This window comes from Ensifer sp. KUDG1 (genome assembly GCF_050434285.1).
Taxonomy (GTDB): Bacteria; Pseudomonadota; Alphaproteobacteria; order Rhizobiales; family Rhizobiaceae; genus Ensifer.
Genome location: NZ_JBNDIG010000006.1, coordinates 194,472 through 211,851 on the forward strand (window position 1 = coordinate 194,472; position 17,380 = coordinate 211,851).

The 17,380-nt window shown below is 64.1% G+C and carries 12 protein-coding genes; 2 read left to right on the top strand and 10 right to left on the bottom strand.

Annotation, left to right across the window (positions count from 1 at the left end):
• The first annotated feature begins 97 nt into the window (after positions 1–97).
• A complete protein-coding gene (locus M2267_RS17215) occupies positions 98–1,627 on the top strand; it encodes an FGGY-family carbohydrate kinase (RefSeq protein WP_429115725.1) in 1,530 nt (509 codons plus the stop codon).
• 75 nt (positions 1,628–1,702) lie between these two features.
• Here M2267_RS17215 and M2267_RS17220 read toward each other — a convergent pair whose 3' ends face one another.
• The 10 genes from M2267_RS17220 to M2267_RS17265 form a co-directional block, all read right to left on the bottom strand.
• Positions 1,703–2,329: an outer membrane protein gene (locus M2267_RS17220; protein ID WP_043622629.1), complete on the bottom strand. Its 627-nt coding sequence runs from the start codon at positions 2,327–2,329 to the stop codon at positions 1,703–1,705.
• 202 nt (positions 2,330–2,531) lie between these two features.
• Positions 2,532–3,869: a sensor histidine kinase gene (locus tag M2267_RS17225; RefSeq protein WP_429115727.1), complete on the bottom strand. Its 1,338-nt coding sequence runs from the start codon at positions 3,867–3,869 to the stop codon at positions 2,532–2,534.
• On the bottom strand, positions 3,866–4,540 hold the full coding sequence (locus M2267_RS17230; protein WP_043622631.1) for a response regulator transcription factor: 675 nt from the start codon (positions 4,538–4,540) through the stop codon (positions 3,866–3,868). Before M2267_RS17230 ends, M2267_RS17225 begins: the two co-directional genes overlap by 4 nt.
• Before the next feature lie 258 nt (positions 4,541–4,798).
• Positions 4,799–5,605 carry an FkbM family methyltransferase gene (locus M2267_RS17235; RefSeq protein WP_429115728.1) on the bottom strand — a complete coding sequence of 269 codons (807 nt, stop codon included), beginning with the start codon at positions 5,603–5,605 and terminating at the stop codon, positions 4,799–4,801.
• Positions 5,606–5,955: 350 nt separating this feature from the next.
• The gene (locus tag M2267_RS17240; protein WP_429115730.1) at positions 5,956–7,695 is read right to left on the bottom strand and encodes a M14 family metallopeptidase; all 1,740 of its coding nucleotides are present in this window, start codon (positions 7,693–7,695) and stop codon (positions 5,956–5,958) included.
• On the bottom strand, positions 7,692–8,546 hold the full coding sequence (locus M2267_RS17245) for an ABC transporter permease (RefSeq protein ID WP_429115732.1): 855 nt from the start codon (positions 8,544–8,546) through the stop codon (positions 7,692–7,694). Before M2267_RS17245 ends, M2267_RS17240 begins: the two co-directional genes overlap by 4 nt.
• A gap of 4 nt (positions 8,547–8,550) precedes the next feature.
• Positions 8,551–9,474 carry an ABC transporter permease gene (locus M2267_RS17250; RefSeq protein ID WP_043622640.1) on the bottom strand — a complete coding sequence of 308 codons (924 nt, stop codon included), beginning with the start codon at positions 9,472–9,474 and terminating at the stop codon, positions 8,551–8,553.
• A 63-nt stretch (positions 9,475–9,537) separates the two neighbouring features.
• Complete coding sequence (locus M2267_RS17255) at positions 9,538–11,025, bottom strand: ABC transporter substrate-binding protein (protein WP_429115916.1); 1,488 nt, start codon at positions 11,023–11,025, stop codon at positions 9,538–9,540.
• A gap of 90 nt (positions 11,026–11,115) precedes the next feature.
• The gene (locus M2267_RS17260; protein WP_429115734.1) at positions 11,116–12,948 is read right to left on the bottom strand and encodes a dipeptide ABC transporter ATP-binding protein; all 1,833 of its coding nucleotides are present in this window, start codon (positions 12,946–12,948) and stop codon (positions 11,116–11,118) included.
• Between the two features lie 13 nt (positions 12,949–12,961).
• Positions 12,962–13,546 (bottom strand): winged helix DNA-binding protein, encoded by a 585-nt coding sequence (locus tag M2267_RS17265; RefSeq protein ID WP_043622645.1) that lies wholly within the window; start codon positions 13,544–13,546, stop codon positions 12,962–12,964.
• A gap of 121 nt (positions 13,547–13,667) precedes the next feature.
• Between M2267_RS17265 and M2267_RS17270 the strand changes: the two genes are divergently transcribed.
• Positions 13,668–17,288: a hydantoinase B/oxoprolinase family protein gene (locus M2267_RS17270; protein ID WP_429115736.1), complete on the top strand. Its 3,621-nt coding sequence runs from the start codon at positions 13,668–13,670 to the stop codon at positions 17,286–17,288.
• Positions 17,289–17,380: the final 92 nt, after the last annotated feature.

The window sequence follows — 17,380 nt, forward strand, 5'->3', positions numbered from 1 at the left end:
GCTTCAGCGATGCTCCGGGGCAAGAGGAACGCTGCCGCTGTGAGGACACCGGCGGCGTTCCGGCAAAGGAATTAAGGACCTTGGGAGGGGTTCGGCAATGGGTAAATATCTGCTCGGGATCGACGCCGGGAACACCGTGATCAAGACGGTACTTTTCGATCGCGACGGCAACGAGATCGCGATGGCTGCGGAAGAAGGACACAGCCACGTGCCGATGCCCGGCCACGTCGAGCGTGGGCTCGGCGAACTGTGGAGCCATGCCAAGGTGGTAATCCGCGCCTGCATCGAGCGCGCCGGCATCGATGCCAGCGAGATCGCCGCGATCGGTTGCGCCGGGCACGGCAACGGACTTTATGCGCTCGATCGAGACGGGGAACCGCTTGTCGGCATCCAGTCGCTCGACACGCGCGCCGCTGGCCTCGTCGAAGAGTGGCAGGCCGCAGGTGTCGGCGAGCGAACCTATCCGATCGCCGGACAGAAGCCCTGGCCATCCCAGACGCCGACACTGCTTGCCTGGCTGAAGCGCCATCGGCCGGAGCAGTTTGCAAGGATCGGCACGGTATTTCTCTGCAAGGACTTCGTCGTCAATCGCCTGACCGGCGCGCGCGTCAGCGACGTCTCGGACATGAGCGGCGCGGGTCTGCTCGATGTCGCCGGTCGGCGCTACGATGCGGGATTGATGAAGGCCTATGGCCTCGGCGACGACATGGCGCTGCTGCCCGATCTCGCCGAAAGCGCCGATATCGTCGGACGCGTCACCGAAGAAGCGGCGGCGCAGACGGGTCTGGCTGCCGGCACACCCGTCGTCGGTGGGCTCTTCGACGTGGTCGCCTCGGCGATCGGTTCAGGCGTCACCCGCACCGGTGCGGCCTCGATCATCGCGGGCACCTGGAGCATCAACCAGGTGATCATCGATCAGCCGGATCTTTCGCGCCCGCTCTTCATGTCTTCGACCTTCGACCGTGAGCGCTACATGGCGATCGAGGCGAGTGCGACGTCTGCCGCCAATCTCGAATGGCTGGTGCGCGAACTCTTCCCGCATGACGGCAAGGACGGCCGGTCGCCCTTCGATCTCTGCTGCCAGTTGGCGGCCGAGATCACGCCGGCCGCGGATGATCCGCTTTATCATCCGTTCCTCTATGGCGCGCAGCAGGACGGCAACGCGCGCGCGGGCTTCTACGGCGTTGCCGGCTGGCACTCGAAGGGCCATCTGGTCCGCGCCGTGCTTGAAGGTGTCGCCTTCGGCCATCGCCGGCATATCGCGGCGTTGCGCGCCGCCGGCGCGCGCTTCGATGAAGCTGTGCTTTCGGGTGGCGGATCGCGCAGCCTGATCTGGCCGCAGATCTTCGCCGACGTGCTCGACGTGCCGGTCACGGTCGCCCGTTCGCGCGAGACCGGCGCACTCGGTGCGGCGATCACGGCAGGCGCCGGCATCGGCCTTTTCGCCGACATCTCCGCTGGTGCGGCGGCGATGGTCAAGACCGAGCGCCACTACCGGCCGAACCCGGCACTTGCCGCGCATTACGACAGGCGCTTTGCGCTTTACGGCGAGATCGCCGCCGCCCTGGCGCCGATCTGGCGTCGGCTGGCGACGCCCGAGCGATCGGCGCGGGAAGCGGCGGAGTGATCAAGGCAGGGGCATCGATCTGTGGGGGCGCTGCGGGGAGGAACGTTGCCGCGCCGCCGCAAACCGTCTGCCCCGTCAGAAACGCATGTTGATGCCGGCCTTGATGACGTGGCTGTTGATGTCCTTCTCGCTGGAGCCTGAGCTCGTGTGGGTGCGGACATCCGGCGTCGTGATGTAGTTGTATTCGAGCTTGGCGGAGAGGCCGCCGGCAAAGGCCTGCTCCACGCCGGCGCCGAGCAGATAGCCACCCTTGAAGCCGACGTCGTTACGCACGTCGCCGCCCTTCTTGTAGCTGGTCATGGCATAGCCGGCCGTGCCGTACACGAGCGTCTGGTCGAAGGTGAGACCGGCCTTCGCCTTGATCGCGCCGCGCCATTTCTCCTTGAGCTTGCCGCCATTGACCTTGTGCTCGGTGTCGCCGAGGTAGGAGCCTTCGATTTCCGCGCCGACGATGCCGGGGCCGGCCTGCATGTTGTAGCCGGCCTGGACGCCGAGTGCGACGCCGTTGCGGTCGGCGAACGGGTTGGGGCTGCCGGTAAAACCAAGGCCGCCATGGGCGCCGACATAGGCGCCGCTCCAGCTGAAGGCTGGCGGGTCCTGATAGGTGGGGGCGGAGAAATCAGCCGCCCGGGACGATTGTGCGCCGCAGAGGGCGAGGAGGGTAAGACCCGACCAGATGGAAAGCTTGCTGGACTGCCGCATTTTCTTGCTCCGTGCATAGGAAACGCGCCTTGGTGGCGCTTGCGTCCTCCCATGCGCGCTTCACCTTTGGGGCGAGATGGCCATGTTTGGACGGTACACCGCCTTTGTCGGCCTCGCGGATTGCATCAACATTGCGCAACTTGTCTAAGTTGCTGATTTTGTTGTTAGTTGTCTGTTAACCATAACCCCACGGAGACATGACCTAGCCGGTTGGCAAGGTGATCCGGAAGCAGGCGCCGCCGGCGGGATCGTCGACAACGGAGATATGGCCCTTGTGGCGGCCGATGATTTCGCTGACGAGATGCAGGCCGAGCCCGGCGCCGTGGTCCCGCGGCTGCAGGCGATGGAAGGGCTCGAAGATCCGCGCGCGCTCCCGTTCCGGAATGCCCGGGCCTTCGTCGGTAACCTCGATCACGCCGCCGCGTTCCACCCGGATCGTGATCAGGCCGCCGGCATGTTCGATGGCGTTGCGCACGAGATTGGTGACCGCCCGCTCGATGGCGCCGGTATCTCCGCGAACGACGACGCGCTCCGTGCCCTGAGCGAAGGAAAGGTCGCAGCCGGCCGAAAGGGCAAGCGGAGCAAGGTCGGCCGTCACGTCGCGGCAGAGCGAAACCAGGTCGAGCTGCCCGAAATCCGTGCCGTCGCGATCGATGCGTTCGAGGTCGAGCAACTGTTCGGCAAGCCCGGCAATACGGTTGGAATCGATCAGCAGGCGGTTCCGGAGCGGGCCGGCCTCCATGCTTTCCAGGCGCGTGTGCAGGATCGCGACCGGGGTCCGAAGCTCGTGCGCGGCATCGAGGATGAAGCGCTGGCGGCGTTCGTAGCCTTCATCGAGCCGCTGCAGCGCGCCGTTGAAGGCTTCGACGAGCGGCCGCACTTCGCCGGGAATGCGATGATCGGGCAGCCGCGCGCCGCGGCGGTCGACATCGATCGTCTTGGCCTGGTCGACAACCTCGGCGAGGCCGGCAAAGGCGCGCCTCACAATGATCGGAATTGCGAAGGCCGGGATCAGCACCACGATCAGGACGATCGGCAGCAGCAGCAGGTTGGCCAGGATGAACACGGCGAAGGACGCGCTCCAGAGCCGTCCGCCGCCGGCAAGCACCGTGTAGGTTCCGCTGTCCGTGGTTACCGAGCGCACGATCGACGAGAGCGTATAGGGCTCGATGCTGTCGCGCATATCGCCAAAGGCGATGCGGTCGAGGTGCTCGCCGATGCTGCGATAGGCGTCCGGCACCGGCCCGCTGCGGATCATCTCGCCGCGTTCGTTCCGCGCGACGAACCAGAAATCGGCGGACTCGGCCCGCATGGCAAGCAGTTGCGGCGTCTCCACAAGCGTCAATCCACCGGCGGGATCCGGCCGGATCGCTCCGGCCGCGATCGATGCGGCATCGGCGTCGAGGAACTTGCCGCCGAGATCGGCCCGCGTCAGCAAGGCCATGAAACCGGCGATGACCGCCATCAGCAGCAGCACCTGAAAGGTCAGGATCTGCCAGATCAGCCGCTTCTTCAGCGAGTTGGTGGAAACGTTTGTCATGGAGTGGGTCTCAGAAGGTAGCCGACGCCGCGGATGCTGTGAATTTCGACGCCGGCACCGGTTTCAGAGAGCTTCCGGCGCAACCGCGAAACATGCGCGTCGAGAGAGTTGGACTGGATTTCGTCGTCATAGCCATAGACGGATTCTTCCAGCGTCGAGCGCTGCACCGTGCGCCCTTGCCGGCGCGCCAACGCCTCCAGTACCAGGAGTTCCCGCCGCGGCAGGTCCAGCACCCGGCCGTCGACGCGGGCCTGTCTGCCTTCGAAATCGAAGATCAGCTGGCCGATGCGGGCGGTGATCGGCGCAATATCCGGCGAACGCCGCATCAGGGCACGGATGCGCGCCAGCAGTTCCTCCACGGCAAACGGCTTGGCGAGATAGTCGTCGGCGCCCATGTCGAGCCCCCGGACCCGTTCGTCGATCGCGCTGCGCGCCGTCAGCACGATCACCGGGATACCCGATCGCAGCGCGCGCACCCGAGGGATCAGCGACAGGCCGTCGCCGTCCGGCAGTTGCCGGTCGAGGATGATGCCGTCGTGAACCTGGTTGGCGAGCGCCGCCATTGCATGGTCGATCGACGGTGCATGGTCGAGGATCATGTCATAGCGGCTAAGTGCGGCGCTGAGCGCGGCCGCCATTTCCAGCTCATCCTCGACAAGGAGCAGGCGCATTGAATATCTCCGAATCCGATAGGCGTGTCTCGTTCACGTCTGGTGGACGAGGATTGCAACAACGTTGCGGCCTTTCCTGCCTTTTTAGCGGCGAGGGCGGGAGCCCGGCAATGCAGCGCGGGTGATGCTTACCGTGTTCGGATGGGACGGAGAGAATGCCCGCGCATCCGGACGGCGGGCGATCGGAAGAAGGCCAGTAAAGTAGCCTTGCGCGGCAGCGCCGGTGGGCTGCCACGCGAGACCGTCATCAAAGCGTGATCAGCGCGATTTGGCCTTGAACAGCGCGGTCACGCGCTGCGGGTTCCAGTCGACGGCCTCGAAGCCCGCATCGATCAGGATGTTGAAGACGGGGACCAGAGTGCTCTCCTTGTTGACGCCCTTTTCAAAGCCGCAGTCGACCGTGACATAGGCGGTCGATTTCAGCATTTCGCGTGCGCCGGTCAAAATCTCAGGCTCGGCGCCTTCGGCTTCGATCTTCAGGACGGCGATCTTCTTCAAGCCGACCTCGGCGGCGAAGCTGTCAAGGCTGCGCACCTTGATCTTGAATTGATCGACATATTCATCGGTTTCGAACAGCGAGCCATCGGCGGTCGAAGGTTTCGAATAGAAGGTCAGTTCGCCATCATGCGACCAGAGCCCGAAGCGGTTCGTCCCGCGCGCGCCGTCGAAATTGTTGAGATCGCAGCAATCGGCCTCGAGGTTCTCGGGCTCGAAGGCGTGGTACTCCAGCCCCTTGCCGCGGCTAAAGTTGCCGAGTTCGCCCACATTCGCGCCGCAATCGATGAAGGCCCCTTCAAGCGGTTCGGTGATGTGGTGCAGCAGGTATGAGCGCGTCAGTTGGGCCATGCGCGCATCGATGCCACGCTTGTAGAGCCAAAGCCGATCGCGGCGGCAGATATGCAGTTCGTTTTTGCCATCCGTCAGCGTCATGATGGCGTCGTTGTCGTTCATCGCGATGCGATGCTTGTGACCCTTCAATGCACTCGTGCTGTTTGCCAGTCTGACGAACTGACGGTTGGAGATCCCCTCAATCAATGATTGCTGAGCGCTTTTCAGCAGCTTCATCTAAATTTCGCCCCCGCGATATAATCATGTCGTGTTGCCCCGAGATCAGATGGGAAATAGCCCAATGATCCCATAGGATTGCCCTCTCAGGCATTCCTGTCGGGCCGTCAACGGGGAGTGTGACGGTTTTCCTACTCATGATTGCATTTGTACCCAGGAAAATCGCTGGCTATCGCTTTTGCCGCGGCGGTGTTGACACCGCAGCCCCGGCGCGTCGCCGCCGCTATGAAGCAGGGCCGAGCGACCGCAGGTGCGTGCGCGATCCGGGAGAGGTTTGGGAGCCAAGGATGTGCCGCTGCCCAAGGGCACGCAGCGGCACGGACCGGCCATAAGCCGGTCGATGGTGGCGGTCAGGCGACCGCCATGATCCGCTGGAATGCGTCATAGGCCGCGAGCACCGTTTCCTTCTGCGCCTCGTGGCCGGCAATGAAGGCATCGCCGTAGATGGTCTCATCCGGGTACTCGGTGATCAGCGTCAGCGGTGCCGTGTGGCGGTCGTCGACGGAGATCATGCAGGGGAAGCCGTTGATGATGCGGAAACCGGTCTCGCCGGCATGCGTCTCGTAAAGCGCGATCTGCGCGTTGTTATAGGCGAGCAGGCCCGGAACGGCCGCAAGCCGCTCGGTGACTTCCGCGATCAGCTGTTCGGCGCGCGCTTCCCATTCGGCGTGGTGGCGCATGATCAGGAAGAAGCCCTTGGGCAGGGTCCACATGGCAAAGCCGCGCGGCACGTAGCCCGAAAGCGGCCGCGTCCATTCATGCGACGGGTAGCCGTGCAGGTTGACGTGCAGCTGCGCGCCCGTCAGCCGCTCGGCTTCCTTGCGGATCTCGCGCTCGTTGAGTGCGGCACCCGTGCGATATTCGAGATCGTCGCCGAGGGCGGTGTATCGGGCGGCATGGTGCATGTGCAGCGGGTTGTCGACGCGCAGTCGCTGATGCACGGCATAGCCGTCGGGGTTTTCGAGCGGCGAGATGGTGAAGTGGGTGCCGGCACGTGTGGCGAGCGCCTGCGCGGCGCGGAGCACGCCGACGATGCCGGTCGTCTCGTTCGGGTGCTGACCGCCGCTGATCATCACAGCGGCGTCGGTTCCCTTGTGGTAGCGAGCCTTGACCGGCCGGCCGGCACGCGACTTGGCCTCGAAGGGCTCGCCGTCGATCGCGGCGAGTTCGGCGTGGATCTGCGCCACCGCCAGCGGTGCCTCGGCGGTATTAAGCGGCAGGGTTTCGCCGTCGACATCGGTCGCCTGCAGCGGCCGGGCCTTGACGGCGACCGTTGGCTTGCCGACGCCGAAGACGATCTCCGGCACGATCTGGCCCGGCTTCAGGCCGCGGTCGCCGAGCGGACGTCCGGATTTCTTCTGGAAGACTTCGAGCAGCGAGAAATAGAAGTCCTCGTGCAGCGCCTCGCGAAGGCTGATGACCTCTTCGCCGACCGGCAGGCGGAAGTCGGTGATCGGCAGGGTCGCGCGGATGTTGAGCTCTTCGAAATAGGGCTCGCTGTCGCCCCAGGCATGATCGGCGATCGCCTGCATCGTACCGGCAAACAACCGCTCGTAATCGGTCTCGAGGTGGCACTCGCGATGTTTGTCGCAGCCCTCGTCGAGGCGGATCCAGCCCGTCGGCGACAGCAGTGTTTCGCCGATGAAGTCGGTGTGGATGCGGTTCGGGGCAAAGACCGCGTGGCTCTCCTTCCGTCCGTCACGGAAGGTCAGTGCGACATCGTAGGTGAAAGCCTTGGCGCTACCGGCCGCAAAGTGGATCTCGGCATCGCCGAGGAGGGCTGCGAGCGGATAGGCCTCGAGCAGGAAGCGGTTCTGTGGCGCACCTTCATGCTGGGGATAGCGGACGATGACGTTCGCGAGGGCTGCGCGATCCACTTCTTCCAGGAAGAAATGCAGCAGCGGCTTGTAGGCGCTCCTGAGCGCCGCCTTGACGCCAAAGCTTGCGAGCTTCTGTTCGGCCGCCTTGCGGCTCGCGGCATCGTCGAACAACCAGGCTTCGAGCTTGGTGCCGCGGGCGGCTTCCTTGCCGTAGGTGGTCAGGAGCGTGTCGAGCGTGCGCTCGAAGGCGCCTTCGAAAATCGTCGTCATCGTGAGGTTCTACCGGTTGGGTCGAGGCTGTCGCGCAGCCAGTCGCCGAGAAGATTGAGGCCGAGAACGGTCAAGAGGATCGCAAGGCCCGGGAAGACGCTGACCCACCAGGCGTTCTGCAGGTAGGTACGGCCGTCGGCGAGCATGCCGCCCCAGCTCGGGATCAGCGGATCGACGCCGAGGCCGAGGAAGGTGAGGCTGCTTTCGAGCAGGATGTTGTTGGCGACGTTGAGCGTCATCAGGACGATCACCGGGCCGACCAGGTTCGGCAGCAGGTGCTGGAACAGGATCTTGTAGTCGCGCACGCCGATGGCGCGAGCCGACTGGATGAACTCGCGCTCGCGCAGCGACAGCACCGAGCCGCGCACGAGTCGCGCATATTGCACCCATTGCGAGACGATCAGCAGGATGATGGTGTTGCCGAGCCCGCCGCCGACGATGGCGATGAAGGTGATCGCGAGCAGAATGAAGGGGAGCGCGAGCTGAACGTCGGCAAAGCGCATGACGATCATGTCCCAGAAGCCGCGATAGTAGCCCGAGACGAGCCCCATGACCACGCCGACGACGACGGCGCCGGCAACCGAGGTCAGGCCGACGAGCAGTGAGATCTTGCCGCCGGCAACGACCCGGGCAAGCACGTCACGACCGAGCGGGTCGGTTCCGAGCGGATGCGCCCAGTTGACGAAGGGTGGCGTCAGCCGCGCCATCAGGTCGATCTTGTCGACGCCGCCGGGAAAGAGCACGCCGGAGAAAAGAACGGCGAGGCAGATGCCGCCGGTGAGCAACGCACCGAGGATGAATTCGAGATTGCGGAAACGGGCGAAGCGGGAGTTTGCAGCCTTTGACGTCATCGGCTCACTCCGTCCGGATGCGCGGGTCGACGAGGCCATAGGCGATGTCGACCAGAAGATTGACGAACACGATCATCAGCGAAAGCACCGTGATGACCGCCTGAAGCACGGGGTAGTCGCGGGAAGCGACCGCATCGAAGGCCAGCGTGCCCATGCCCGGCCAGTTGAAGACGAGTTCGACGACGACGATGCCGCCAAGCAGGCCGCCGAACTGCAGGCCGAAATAGGTGATCAGCGGGATCGCGCAGTTACGAAGCGCGTGCTTGTAGAGCACCTTGCTTTCGCTGAGGCCCTTGGCGCGCGCGACCATGATGTATTGCGACTGCAAGGTTTCCAGCATCGCGGTGCGCACCAGGCGCACATTGGTTGCCGTCAGGATGATGCCCATGGTCAGCGCCGGCATGATGAAGCTTGCAAAACCGTCCATGCCGCTCGGCGGCAGCCATTTGAGGACGATCGAGAACAGCAACACCAGCATGATCGCCAGCCAGAAGTTCGGGAAGGAAAGCCCGATCAGCGACAGAATGCGGATCGTCTGGTCGGCCCATTTGCCGCGGGCGACGGCGGCGCGAATGCCGAGCGGAATGGAAATTGCGATCGAGACGATCAGCGAGGCGAAGGCGAGCAGCATGGTCGCCGGCAACGCAGAGGCGATCAGCTGCGAAACAGGCGTTCCGCCCATGAAGGAGCGGCCGAAATCGAGCCTGAACATGCCCGTGATGAAATCGGCATATTGCGCCAGGAAAGGCTGGTTGAGGCCGAGGCCCTCGCGGATGCGCACGAGGTCGGCCTCGGTGACGCTGCCCGCACCCTGCGCCAGCATCAGCGCCGGGTCGCCGGTGAACCGGATGGCATAGGAGACGGTCAGTGTCACGACGAACACGACGAAAACCGCCTGCAGAAAACGTTTGATCAGAAATCCGGCCAAGTGACCCGCCCTTTTGGAAAAATGGTCCGCCGCCTCAAGCGTGAGGCGGCGGACTGGCCTGTATTACTCGACCGTCACGTCCGTCAGCCGCAGGCGGCTATCCGGCACCGGCGTGAAGTTCTTGACGCGCTTGCTCACGCCGAAGATGGCGTTGAGGTTATAAAGCGGCATTTCGAGCGAACGGTCTGCGGCGTAGTTGGCGATCTGCTTGAGGATCTCCTCGCGCTTGGCCTGGTCGGTGATCGAGCGCTGCGATTCGAGCAGCTTGTCGAGTTCCGGATCGCTGTCGTAGGGGTTCCACTTTTCGCCCGAGTGGTACATCGAGTAGGCGGTGTTGTCGTAGTCGAGCGTCCAGCCGCCCCAGGACTGCTGGAACATCGCGCCGGTCTTGCCGGCCGGGATGATGTCGTTCAAGAGAACGTTGGTCTCGTACGGTTTGATCGTGGCGTTGATGCCGATCAGCTGCAGGTAGCTTGCGGTTGCCTGCACGACCTCGTTGAAGGTCGCGTCGTTGCCGCGGACGTCGATCTGCACGGAGGCACCCGGTGCAACACCGGCTTCCTTCAGCAGCGCCTTTGCCTGTTCCGGATCGTAGGGAAGCGGCTTCATCGCCGGGTCGAAGCCGAAGGAGAGCTTGCCCTGGAAGCTGGCGATCGGGTCGGCCTGGCCGGCGAGGATCGACTGGATGATGGTGTCGCGATCGACGCCGAGGATCAGCGCCTTGCGGACCTTCGAATCCTTGGTGATGCCGTCGCGGGTGTTGAAGCGCAGCGCGTAGACCGTCGGGCCGGCGCTGGAGACGATCTCCAGATTGCTGTCGCCCTGGATCGTCGGGATCATGCCGATCGGAATGGTCGGCGGGATGACGAGATCGACGCGGCCGGCCTGCAGTTCGGCAACGGCGGTCGCCGGCTCCGAAATGAAGCGGTAGTTGAGGTTGGAAAGCTTCGGCGCGCCGCCCCAATGCTCGGCGAAGGCTTCGAGCTTGATGCCGACCTTCGGCTCATAGGAGACGAACTTGAACGGGCCGGTACCAACAGGATGGGCGTTGAAGTAGTCCTCGCCCTTTTCCTTTATGTACTTCGGCGGAACGATCATCGCACCGTAGCCGGCGAGCTTGGTGAGAAGCACAGGATCCGGGGTCTTGAGAACGAGGTCGACGGTCTTCTCGTCGACGATCTCGACCTTCTCGATCACGGCATAGTTGGACTTCTGCGGGCCCTTGGAACCTTCTTCGCCGAGCAGACGGTCGAAGGTGAACTTCACCGCTTCGGCGTTGAAGGGCTCGCCATTGTGGAACTTGACGCCTTCGCGCAGCGTGAAGCGCAGGCGCTTGCCGCCGTCGAGCTCTTCCCAGGCGGTCGCAAGACCGGGTACGAGCTTCAAGTCGGGGCCGCGATAGGTCAGGCCGTCATAGATGTTGGTGGCAACCGACGCCCAGTTGACGAGGAAGGTGTCGACCGGGTCCCAGCTTCCCGGATCCTGCGGCGAAGACACCGTCAGCGTGCCCGCGGCAAAGGCCGGGGCTGCGGTCATGAAACTGCCCGCCATCGCAAGTGCGATGAAAGCGGCGTGGATCCCCTTTTTGTTGATCATTTACTCACTCCTGTTTCGACAGCCTTCTTGAGAAGAGAAAGCGGCTCACGCACCCTTGGCCACAAAATGGCCAGGGGCGATCTCTTTGCGCGGCAGCACCGCGGGTTCGTCGCCGACGCGGCGGATCGGGCTCGGGATCTCGCCCTCCAGCATGGCGCGCTCGCGGCCCTTGCCGGGCTCGGCGACGGGCACAGCGGAAAGCAGCCGGCGGGTATAGGGATGGGACGGCGTCTCGAAGACCTGCTGGCGGCTGCCGAATTCCATGACCTGGCCGAGATAGAGCACGGCCACGCGGTGGCTCATACGCTCGACCACCGCCATGTCATGGCTGATGAACAGATAGGCGAGGCCTTCCTGTTCCTGCAGCTCCATGAACAGGTTGATGATCTGCGCCTGGATCGAGACGTCGAGGGCTGACAGCGCCTCGTCGGCGATGATCAGCTTGGGGCGGGAGGCAAGCGCCCGCGCGATGCAGACGCGCTGGCGCTGGCCGCCGGAGAATTCGTGCGGATAGCGCTTGGCATGCGCGGGCGTCAGGCCGACACGCTCCAGCAATTCGTGCACGCGCTTTTCGATTTCCTTTTCACCGAGGATCAGGCCATGGGTGCGGATCGGCTCGGCAATCGAGAAGCCGACAGTCTTGCGCGGATCGAGCGAAGCGAAGGGGTCCTGGAAGATGTACTGGATTTCCTGCTTCAGCCGCTGCCGCTCGGCATAGCTCATGGCCGAGACCGGGCGACCGCCAAAGAGGATCTCGCCCGAGGTTGCGTTCTGCAGTTGCTGGATCGTGCGACCGATCGTCGACTTGCCCGAGCCGCTCTCGCCGACCAGCGCCAGCGTTTCGCCCGGGAAAATGTCGAAGCTGACATTCTCGATCGCGTGTACGCGGTGCGTCGCCTTGCCGAAGAGGTTCTTGCGCACGTCGAAGCGGGTGACGAGATCGCGCACCGAAAGGATCGGTGCAGCGTCGTAACGGGCGGTGCGCTGGATATGGGTTTCGCCGACGCGCTTCGGCTCGCCGTCCACCATCATGGTCAGCGGCAGGCGCTTCGGGAATTCCTCGCCGGTCATGCTGCCGAGCTTCGGCACGGCGGAAAGCAGCGTCTGGGTATAGGGATGCTTGGGGCTTGCGAAGATCTCGTCGACCGGGCCTTCCTCGACCTTGCGGCCCTTCCACATAACGACGACGTCGTCGGCCATTTCGGCGACGACACCCATGTCATGGGTGATGAAGATCACCGCCATGCCGAGTTCTTTCTGCAGGTCGCGGATGATCGTCAGGATCTGCGCCTGGATCGTCACGTCGAGCGCCGTCGTCGGCTCGTCGGCGATCAGCAATTTCGGCCGGCAGGCAAGCGCCATGGCGATCATGACGCGCTGGCGCATGCCGCCGGACAGCTGGTGCGGATAACGGCCGATCAGTTCGGCGCTGTCAGGAAGGCGGACCATGTCGAGCAGGCGGCGCGTCTCGACGAGCGCTTCGGCCTTGGTCATCTTCTCGTGCAGCATCAGCACTTCGGCGACCTGGTCGCCGATGGTAAAGACCGGGTTCAAGGACGTCATCGGCTCTTGGAAGATCATGGCGATCTCCTTGCCGCGGATCGCGCGCATGGCCTTCTGCGGGGCGCTCGTCAGATCGATTTCGCCGTCCTTGCCGCGAAACAGGATGCGGCCGGTCGGAAACTGGCCGCCCATCATGTCGGCGAGCCGCATGATCGACAGCGACGTCACCGATTTGCCGGAGCCGGATTCGCCGACGATTGCCAACGTGCGGCCCGGTGTTACCGTGAAGCTCAGGTCTTCGACGACGGGATTGCCGTTGAAGGCGACGGAAAGCTTCTCAACGGCGAGCAGGGGCGCAGGCTTTTCGACGGTCACGCGGTCTTCCTTGTTACAATGTGGTCGCGGCGCGCGCGGACTGTTCATAGGCGCCCGACATGAAACGCAGGACGGCGGCGATCTCGGAAAGCGTCTCTTCGGAAGGACGCGCCTTGGCGGTGGAGGAAACCAGCAGCCGCTCGCGGATCTTTGCGTAGCGCGTGCAGGCGTCCGAGCCCTTGTCGGTGATGAGGATGGTCTTTTCCTTGCCTTCCTTGCCCGTCGTCACCAGGCCGGCGGCTTCGAGCTTGCGGATGGCATAGGTCGCGACATGGGTGTCTTCGATGTCGAGTACGAGACAGATGTCGGCGAGCTTCTTGCCGCGATCGCGATGACGGATCGTGTGCAGGATCAGGATTTCGATGGGGGAGAGACCGGGAACGCCGGCAGCCGCCATGCAGCGCATCATCCAGCGGTGAAAGGCATGCGACGCGAGAATCAACCCGTATTCGACCTCGGAGAGGCCGGGAGAGCCGCCTTCAGCCAGGTGCGCGGAGGAAACGATCGGGCCGATGGCCGCGACCGGCTTTAGATGTTCGGGCAGGGCATTTTCGGCCCATTCCCTTCCTTCGAAGCTATCCTCCGACTTCTTCGTCATTCAGCTCTTCCTCATCTTGACGATTTTATGTCATCATTTTATCGACATTTTGTCAACGAACTGCTTTGATGAATTTCCGGGCTTGCACAATGAAGCGGCTCGCGAATGAGAGGGATGGACAATGAGCGCACGCGAAACCGGCAGCTGGGACTTCTGGATCGACCGCGGCGGCACCTTCACCGATGTCATCGGTCGCGATCCGCAAGGGAACTTGCATGCGCGCAAGGTGCTTTCGGAAAATCCCGAGGCCTACCGCGACGCGGCCGTGCAGGGCATTCGCCTGCATCTGGGCCTTGCGACCGGTGCGCCGATCCCGACCGGTCTCATCGGCGAAGTGCGCATGGGCACGACGGTCGCCACCAATGCGCTGCTCGAGCGCAAGGGCGAGCCCCTGGCGCTGGTGACGACCAAGGGTTTCCGCGACGCGCTGAAGATCGGCTACCAGGAACGCAAGAAGATCTTCGCGACCGAAATCATCAAGCCGGAAGCGCTCTACCAGGACATCGTCGAACTCGACGAGCGGGTGCTGGCCGACGGTATCGTCGAGCAGCCGCTCGACGAGGCAAAGGCGCGCGTTGCCCTCGATGACCTGAAGGGTAAGGGCTATAAGGCCGTCGCCATCGTCTTCATGCATGCCTACAAATACCCGGAGCATGAGGCGGCCGTTGCCCGCATTGCCCGCGAACTCGGCTTCGAGCAGGTCTCGGTCAGCCACGAGGTTTCGCCGCTGATCAAATATGTCGGCCGCGGCGACACCACCGTCATCGACGCCTATCTTTCCCCGGTCCTGCGCCGCTACGTCGCTCAAGTCTCGGGCGAGCTCGACATTGCCCGCACTGGCGCGCGCGTCATGTTCATGATGTCGTCGGGTGGCCTGACGGCAGCGGAGATGTTCCAGGGCAAGGACGCCATTCTCTCCGGCCCCGCCGGCGGTGTCGTCGGCCTAGCCAAGACCGGTGAAGCCGCGGGCTTTGATCGCGTCATCGGCTTCGACATGGGTGGCACCTCCACCGACGTCGCCCATTTCGACGGCGAATATGAGCGTGCGTTCGAGACCGAGGTCGCCGGCGTGCGTGTCCGCGCGCCGATGATGCTGATCCACACGGTTGCCGCCGGCGGCGGTTCGATCCTGCACTTCGACGGCGAGCGTTTCCGCGTCGGCCCGGACTCGGCCGGCGCCAACCCGGGCCCCGCCTGCTACCGCAACGGCGGCCCGCTTGCTGTCACCGATGCCAATGTCATGCTCGGCAAGCTGATGCCGGATTTCTTCCCGGCGCTCTTCGGACCGAACCAGGACGAGCGCCTCGATGTCGAGACCGTCCGCGGCCGCTTTGCCGCCATGGCCTCCGAGATCGGCGATGGCCGGAGCCCCGAGGACGTGGCCGATGGCTTCATCCGCATCGCCGTTGCCAACATGGTCGAGGCGATCAAGAAGATTTCCGTGCAGCGCGGCTATGACGTGACGCGCTATGCGTTGAGTTGCTTCGGCGGCGCCGGCGGCCAGCACGCCTGCCTCGTTGCCGACCAACTCGGCATGAAGAGCATTCTCGTGCATCCGATGTCCGGCCTGCTCTCGGCCTACGGCATGGGCCTTGCCGATATCCGCTCGACCCGCCAGAAGGCGCTCGGCGTCGCGCTCGACGACCAGGCGCCGGCAGCGCTCAGCACGCTCGGCGCCGAGCTGGAAGTCGACTGCCTCGGCGAACTGGAAGCCCAAGGAATTGCCCGCGACGAGATCCGCACCCATCTGCGCGCCCATATCCGCTATGCCGGCACTGATACGGTGCTCGCCGTCGACGCGACCTTCCCGGCGCATGACGACATCGCCCGCCTGCGCGCCGAGTTCGAAGAGCTGCACAAGCGCCGCTTCGGCTTCGTCGCCGACAACAAGGCGCTGGTGATCGACGCCGTCGAAGTCGAGACGGTCGGCGGCGGTGCGGCCCAGATGGAGCGCGAAGGCGCATCCGTCACGTCAGGCGCACCAGACGTTTCACGTCGCACCCAGTTCTATTCTCAAGGCCAGTTCCACGATGCGCCGGTCCTGCTGCGCGCCGAGCTGAGCCCCGGCCAGCGGCTCGACGGTCCGGCGATCATCATCGAACCGAACCAGACCGTCGTCGTCGAGGACGGCTGGCAGGCGGAGCTAACCGCGAAGGACCATATCGTGCTTCGCCGCGTGAAGGTGCTGCAGCAGCAAAGCGCGATCGGCACCCATGCCGATCCGGTCATGCTGGAGATCTTCAACAACCTCTTCATGTCGATCGCCGAGCAGATGGGCGTGACACTGCAGAACACCGCCTATTCGGTCAACATCAAGGAGCGGCTCGATTTCTCCTGCGCCGTCTTCGACAACCGCGGCAATCTCGTCGCCAATGCCCCTCACATGCCGGTGCATCTCGGCTCCATGGACGCCTCGGTCGCAACTGCGATCCGCGAAAACCCGGTCATCCATCCGGGCGACGTGTTCCTGATCAACGCGCCCTATAACGGCGGTACGCACCTGCCTGACCTCACCGTCTGCACGCCAGTCTTCGACGATGCCGGACGAGAGATCCGCTTCTGGGTCGCCAGCCGCGGCCATCATGCCGATATCGGCGGCATCTCGCCGGGCTCGATGTCGCCGCTTGCCACCAATATCGAGGAGGAAGGCGTCTATATCGACAACTTCAAGCTCATCGATGCCGGCCGCTTCTGCGAAGTGGAGCTCGAAGCGCTTCTGAACGGTGCACGTTATCCGGTGCGCAACATCCTGCAGAACGTCAACGACCTGAAGGCGCAAGTTGCGGCCAACGAAAAGGGCGTCGCCGAACTGAAGAAGATGATCGCCCAGTTCGGCGAGGATGTGGTCGAAGCCTATATGGGCCACGTCCAGGACAATGCCGCCGAGAGCGTGCGCCGCGTGCTCGACCAGTTGCCCGATGGTGAGTTCTCCTACGAGATGGACCAGGGCTGCAGCATCGTGGTCAAGATCACCGTCGACCGCGACAAGCGCGAGGCGACGGTCGATTTCACCGGCACGTCCGAGCAGCGCGGCGACAACTTCAACGCGCCGGCGCCTGTCACCCGCGCGGCGGTTCTCTATGTCTTCCGCGTGCTGGTCGAGGCCGACATTCCGATGAACGCCGGTTGCCTGCGTCCGATCCACATCGTCATCCCCGAGGGCACGATGCTGACGCCGCGTTATCCGGCCGCCGTCGTCGCCGGCAACGTCGAGGTCAGCCAGGCCGTCACCAACTGCCTGTTCGGCGCGGTCCAGAGCCAGGCGGGCGCGCAAGGGACGATGAACAACCTGACCTTCGGCAACGACAACTATCAGTACTACGAAACGATCTGCTCGGGCGCACCGGCCGGTCCCGGCTACAACGGCGCCGATGCGGTCCATACCCACATGACCAATTCGCGGCTCACCGACCCGGAAATCCTCGAAACCCGCTTTCCGGTGGTGCTCGAAGACTTCCACATTCGTGTCGGCTCGGGTGGTCGCGGCCAGTGGAATGCCGGCAACGGCACGAAGCGCACGATCCGTGCCCGCGAAAAACTGGATTTCGCCATCCTCTCAGGTCATCGCCGGGTCGCGCCCTTCGGCATCAAGGGCGGAAGCCAGGGTGAACTTGGCCGCAACATCGTCCGCCGCAACGACGGCCGGACGGAGGAGCTGTCGGGTTGCGCCCATACGGTTCTGGAAGCCGGCGAAGCCTTCACCGTCGTGACCCCGACCGGCGGCGGCTACGGCCGGTCATAAGCCGGAAAGACTGAAATCTCCCAAGACTGCTGCGGTGGTCTGCGGGCGGGCGAGCGATCGTCCGCCCGTTTTTCGTTCCGGGATATGCGCCA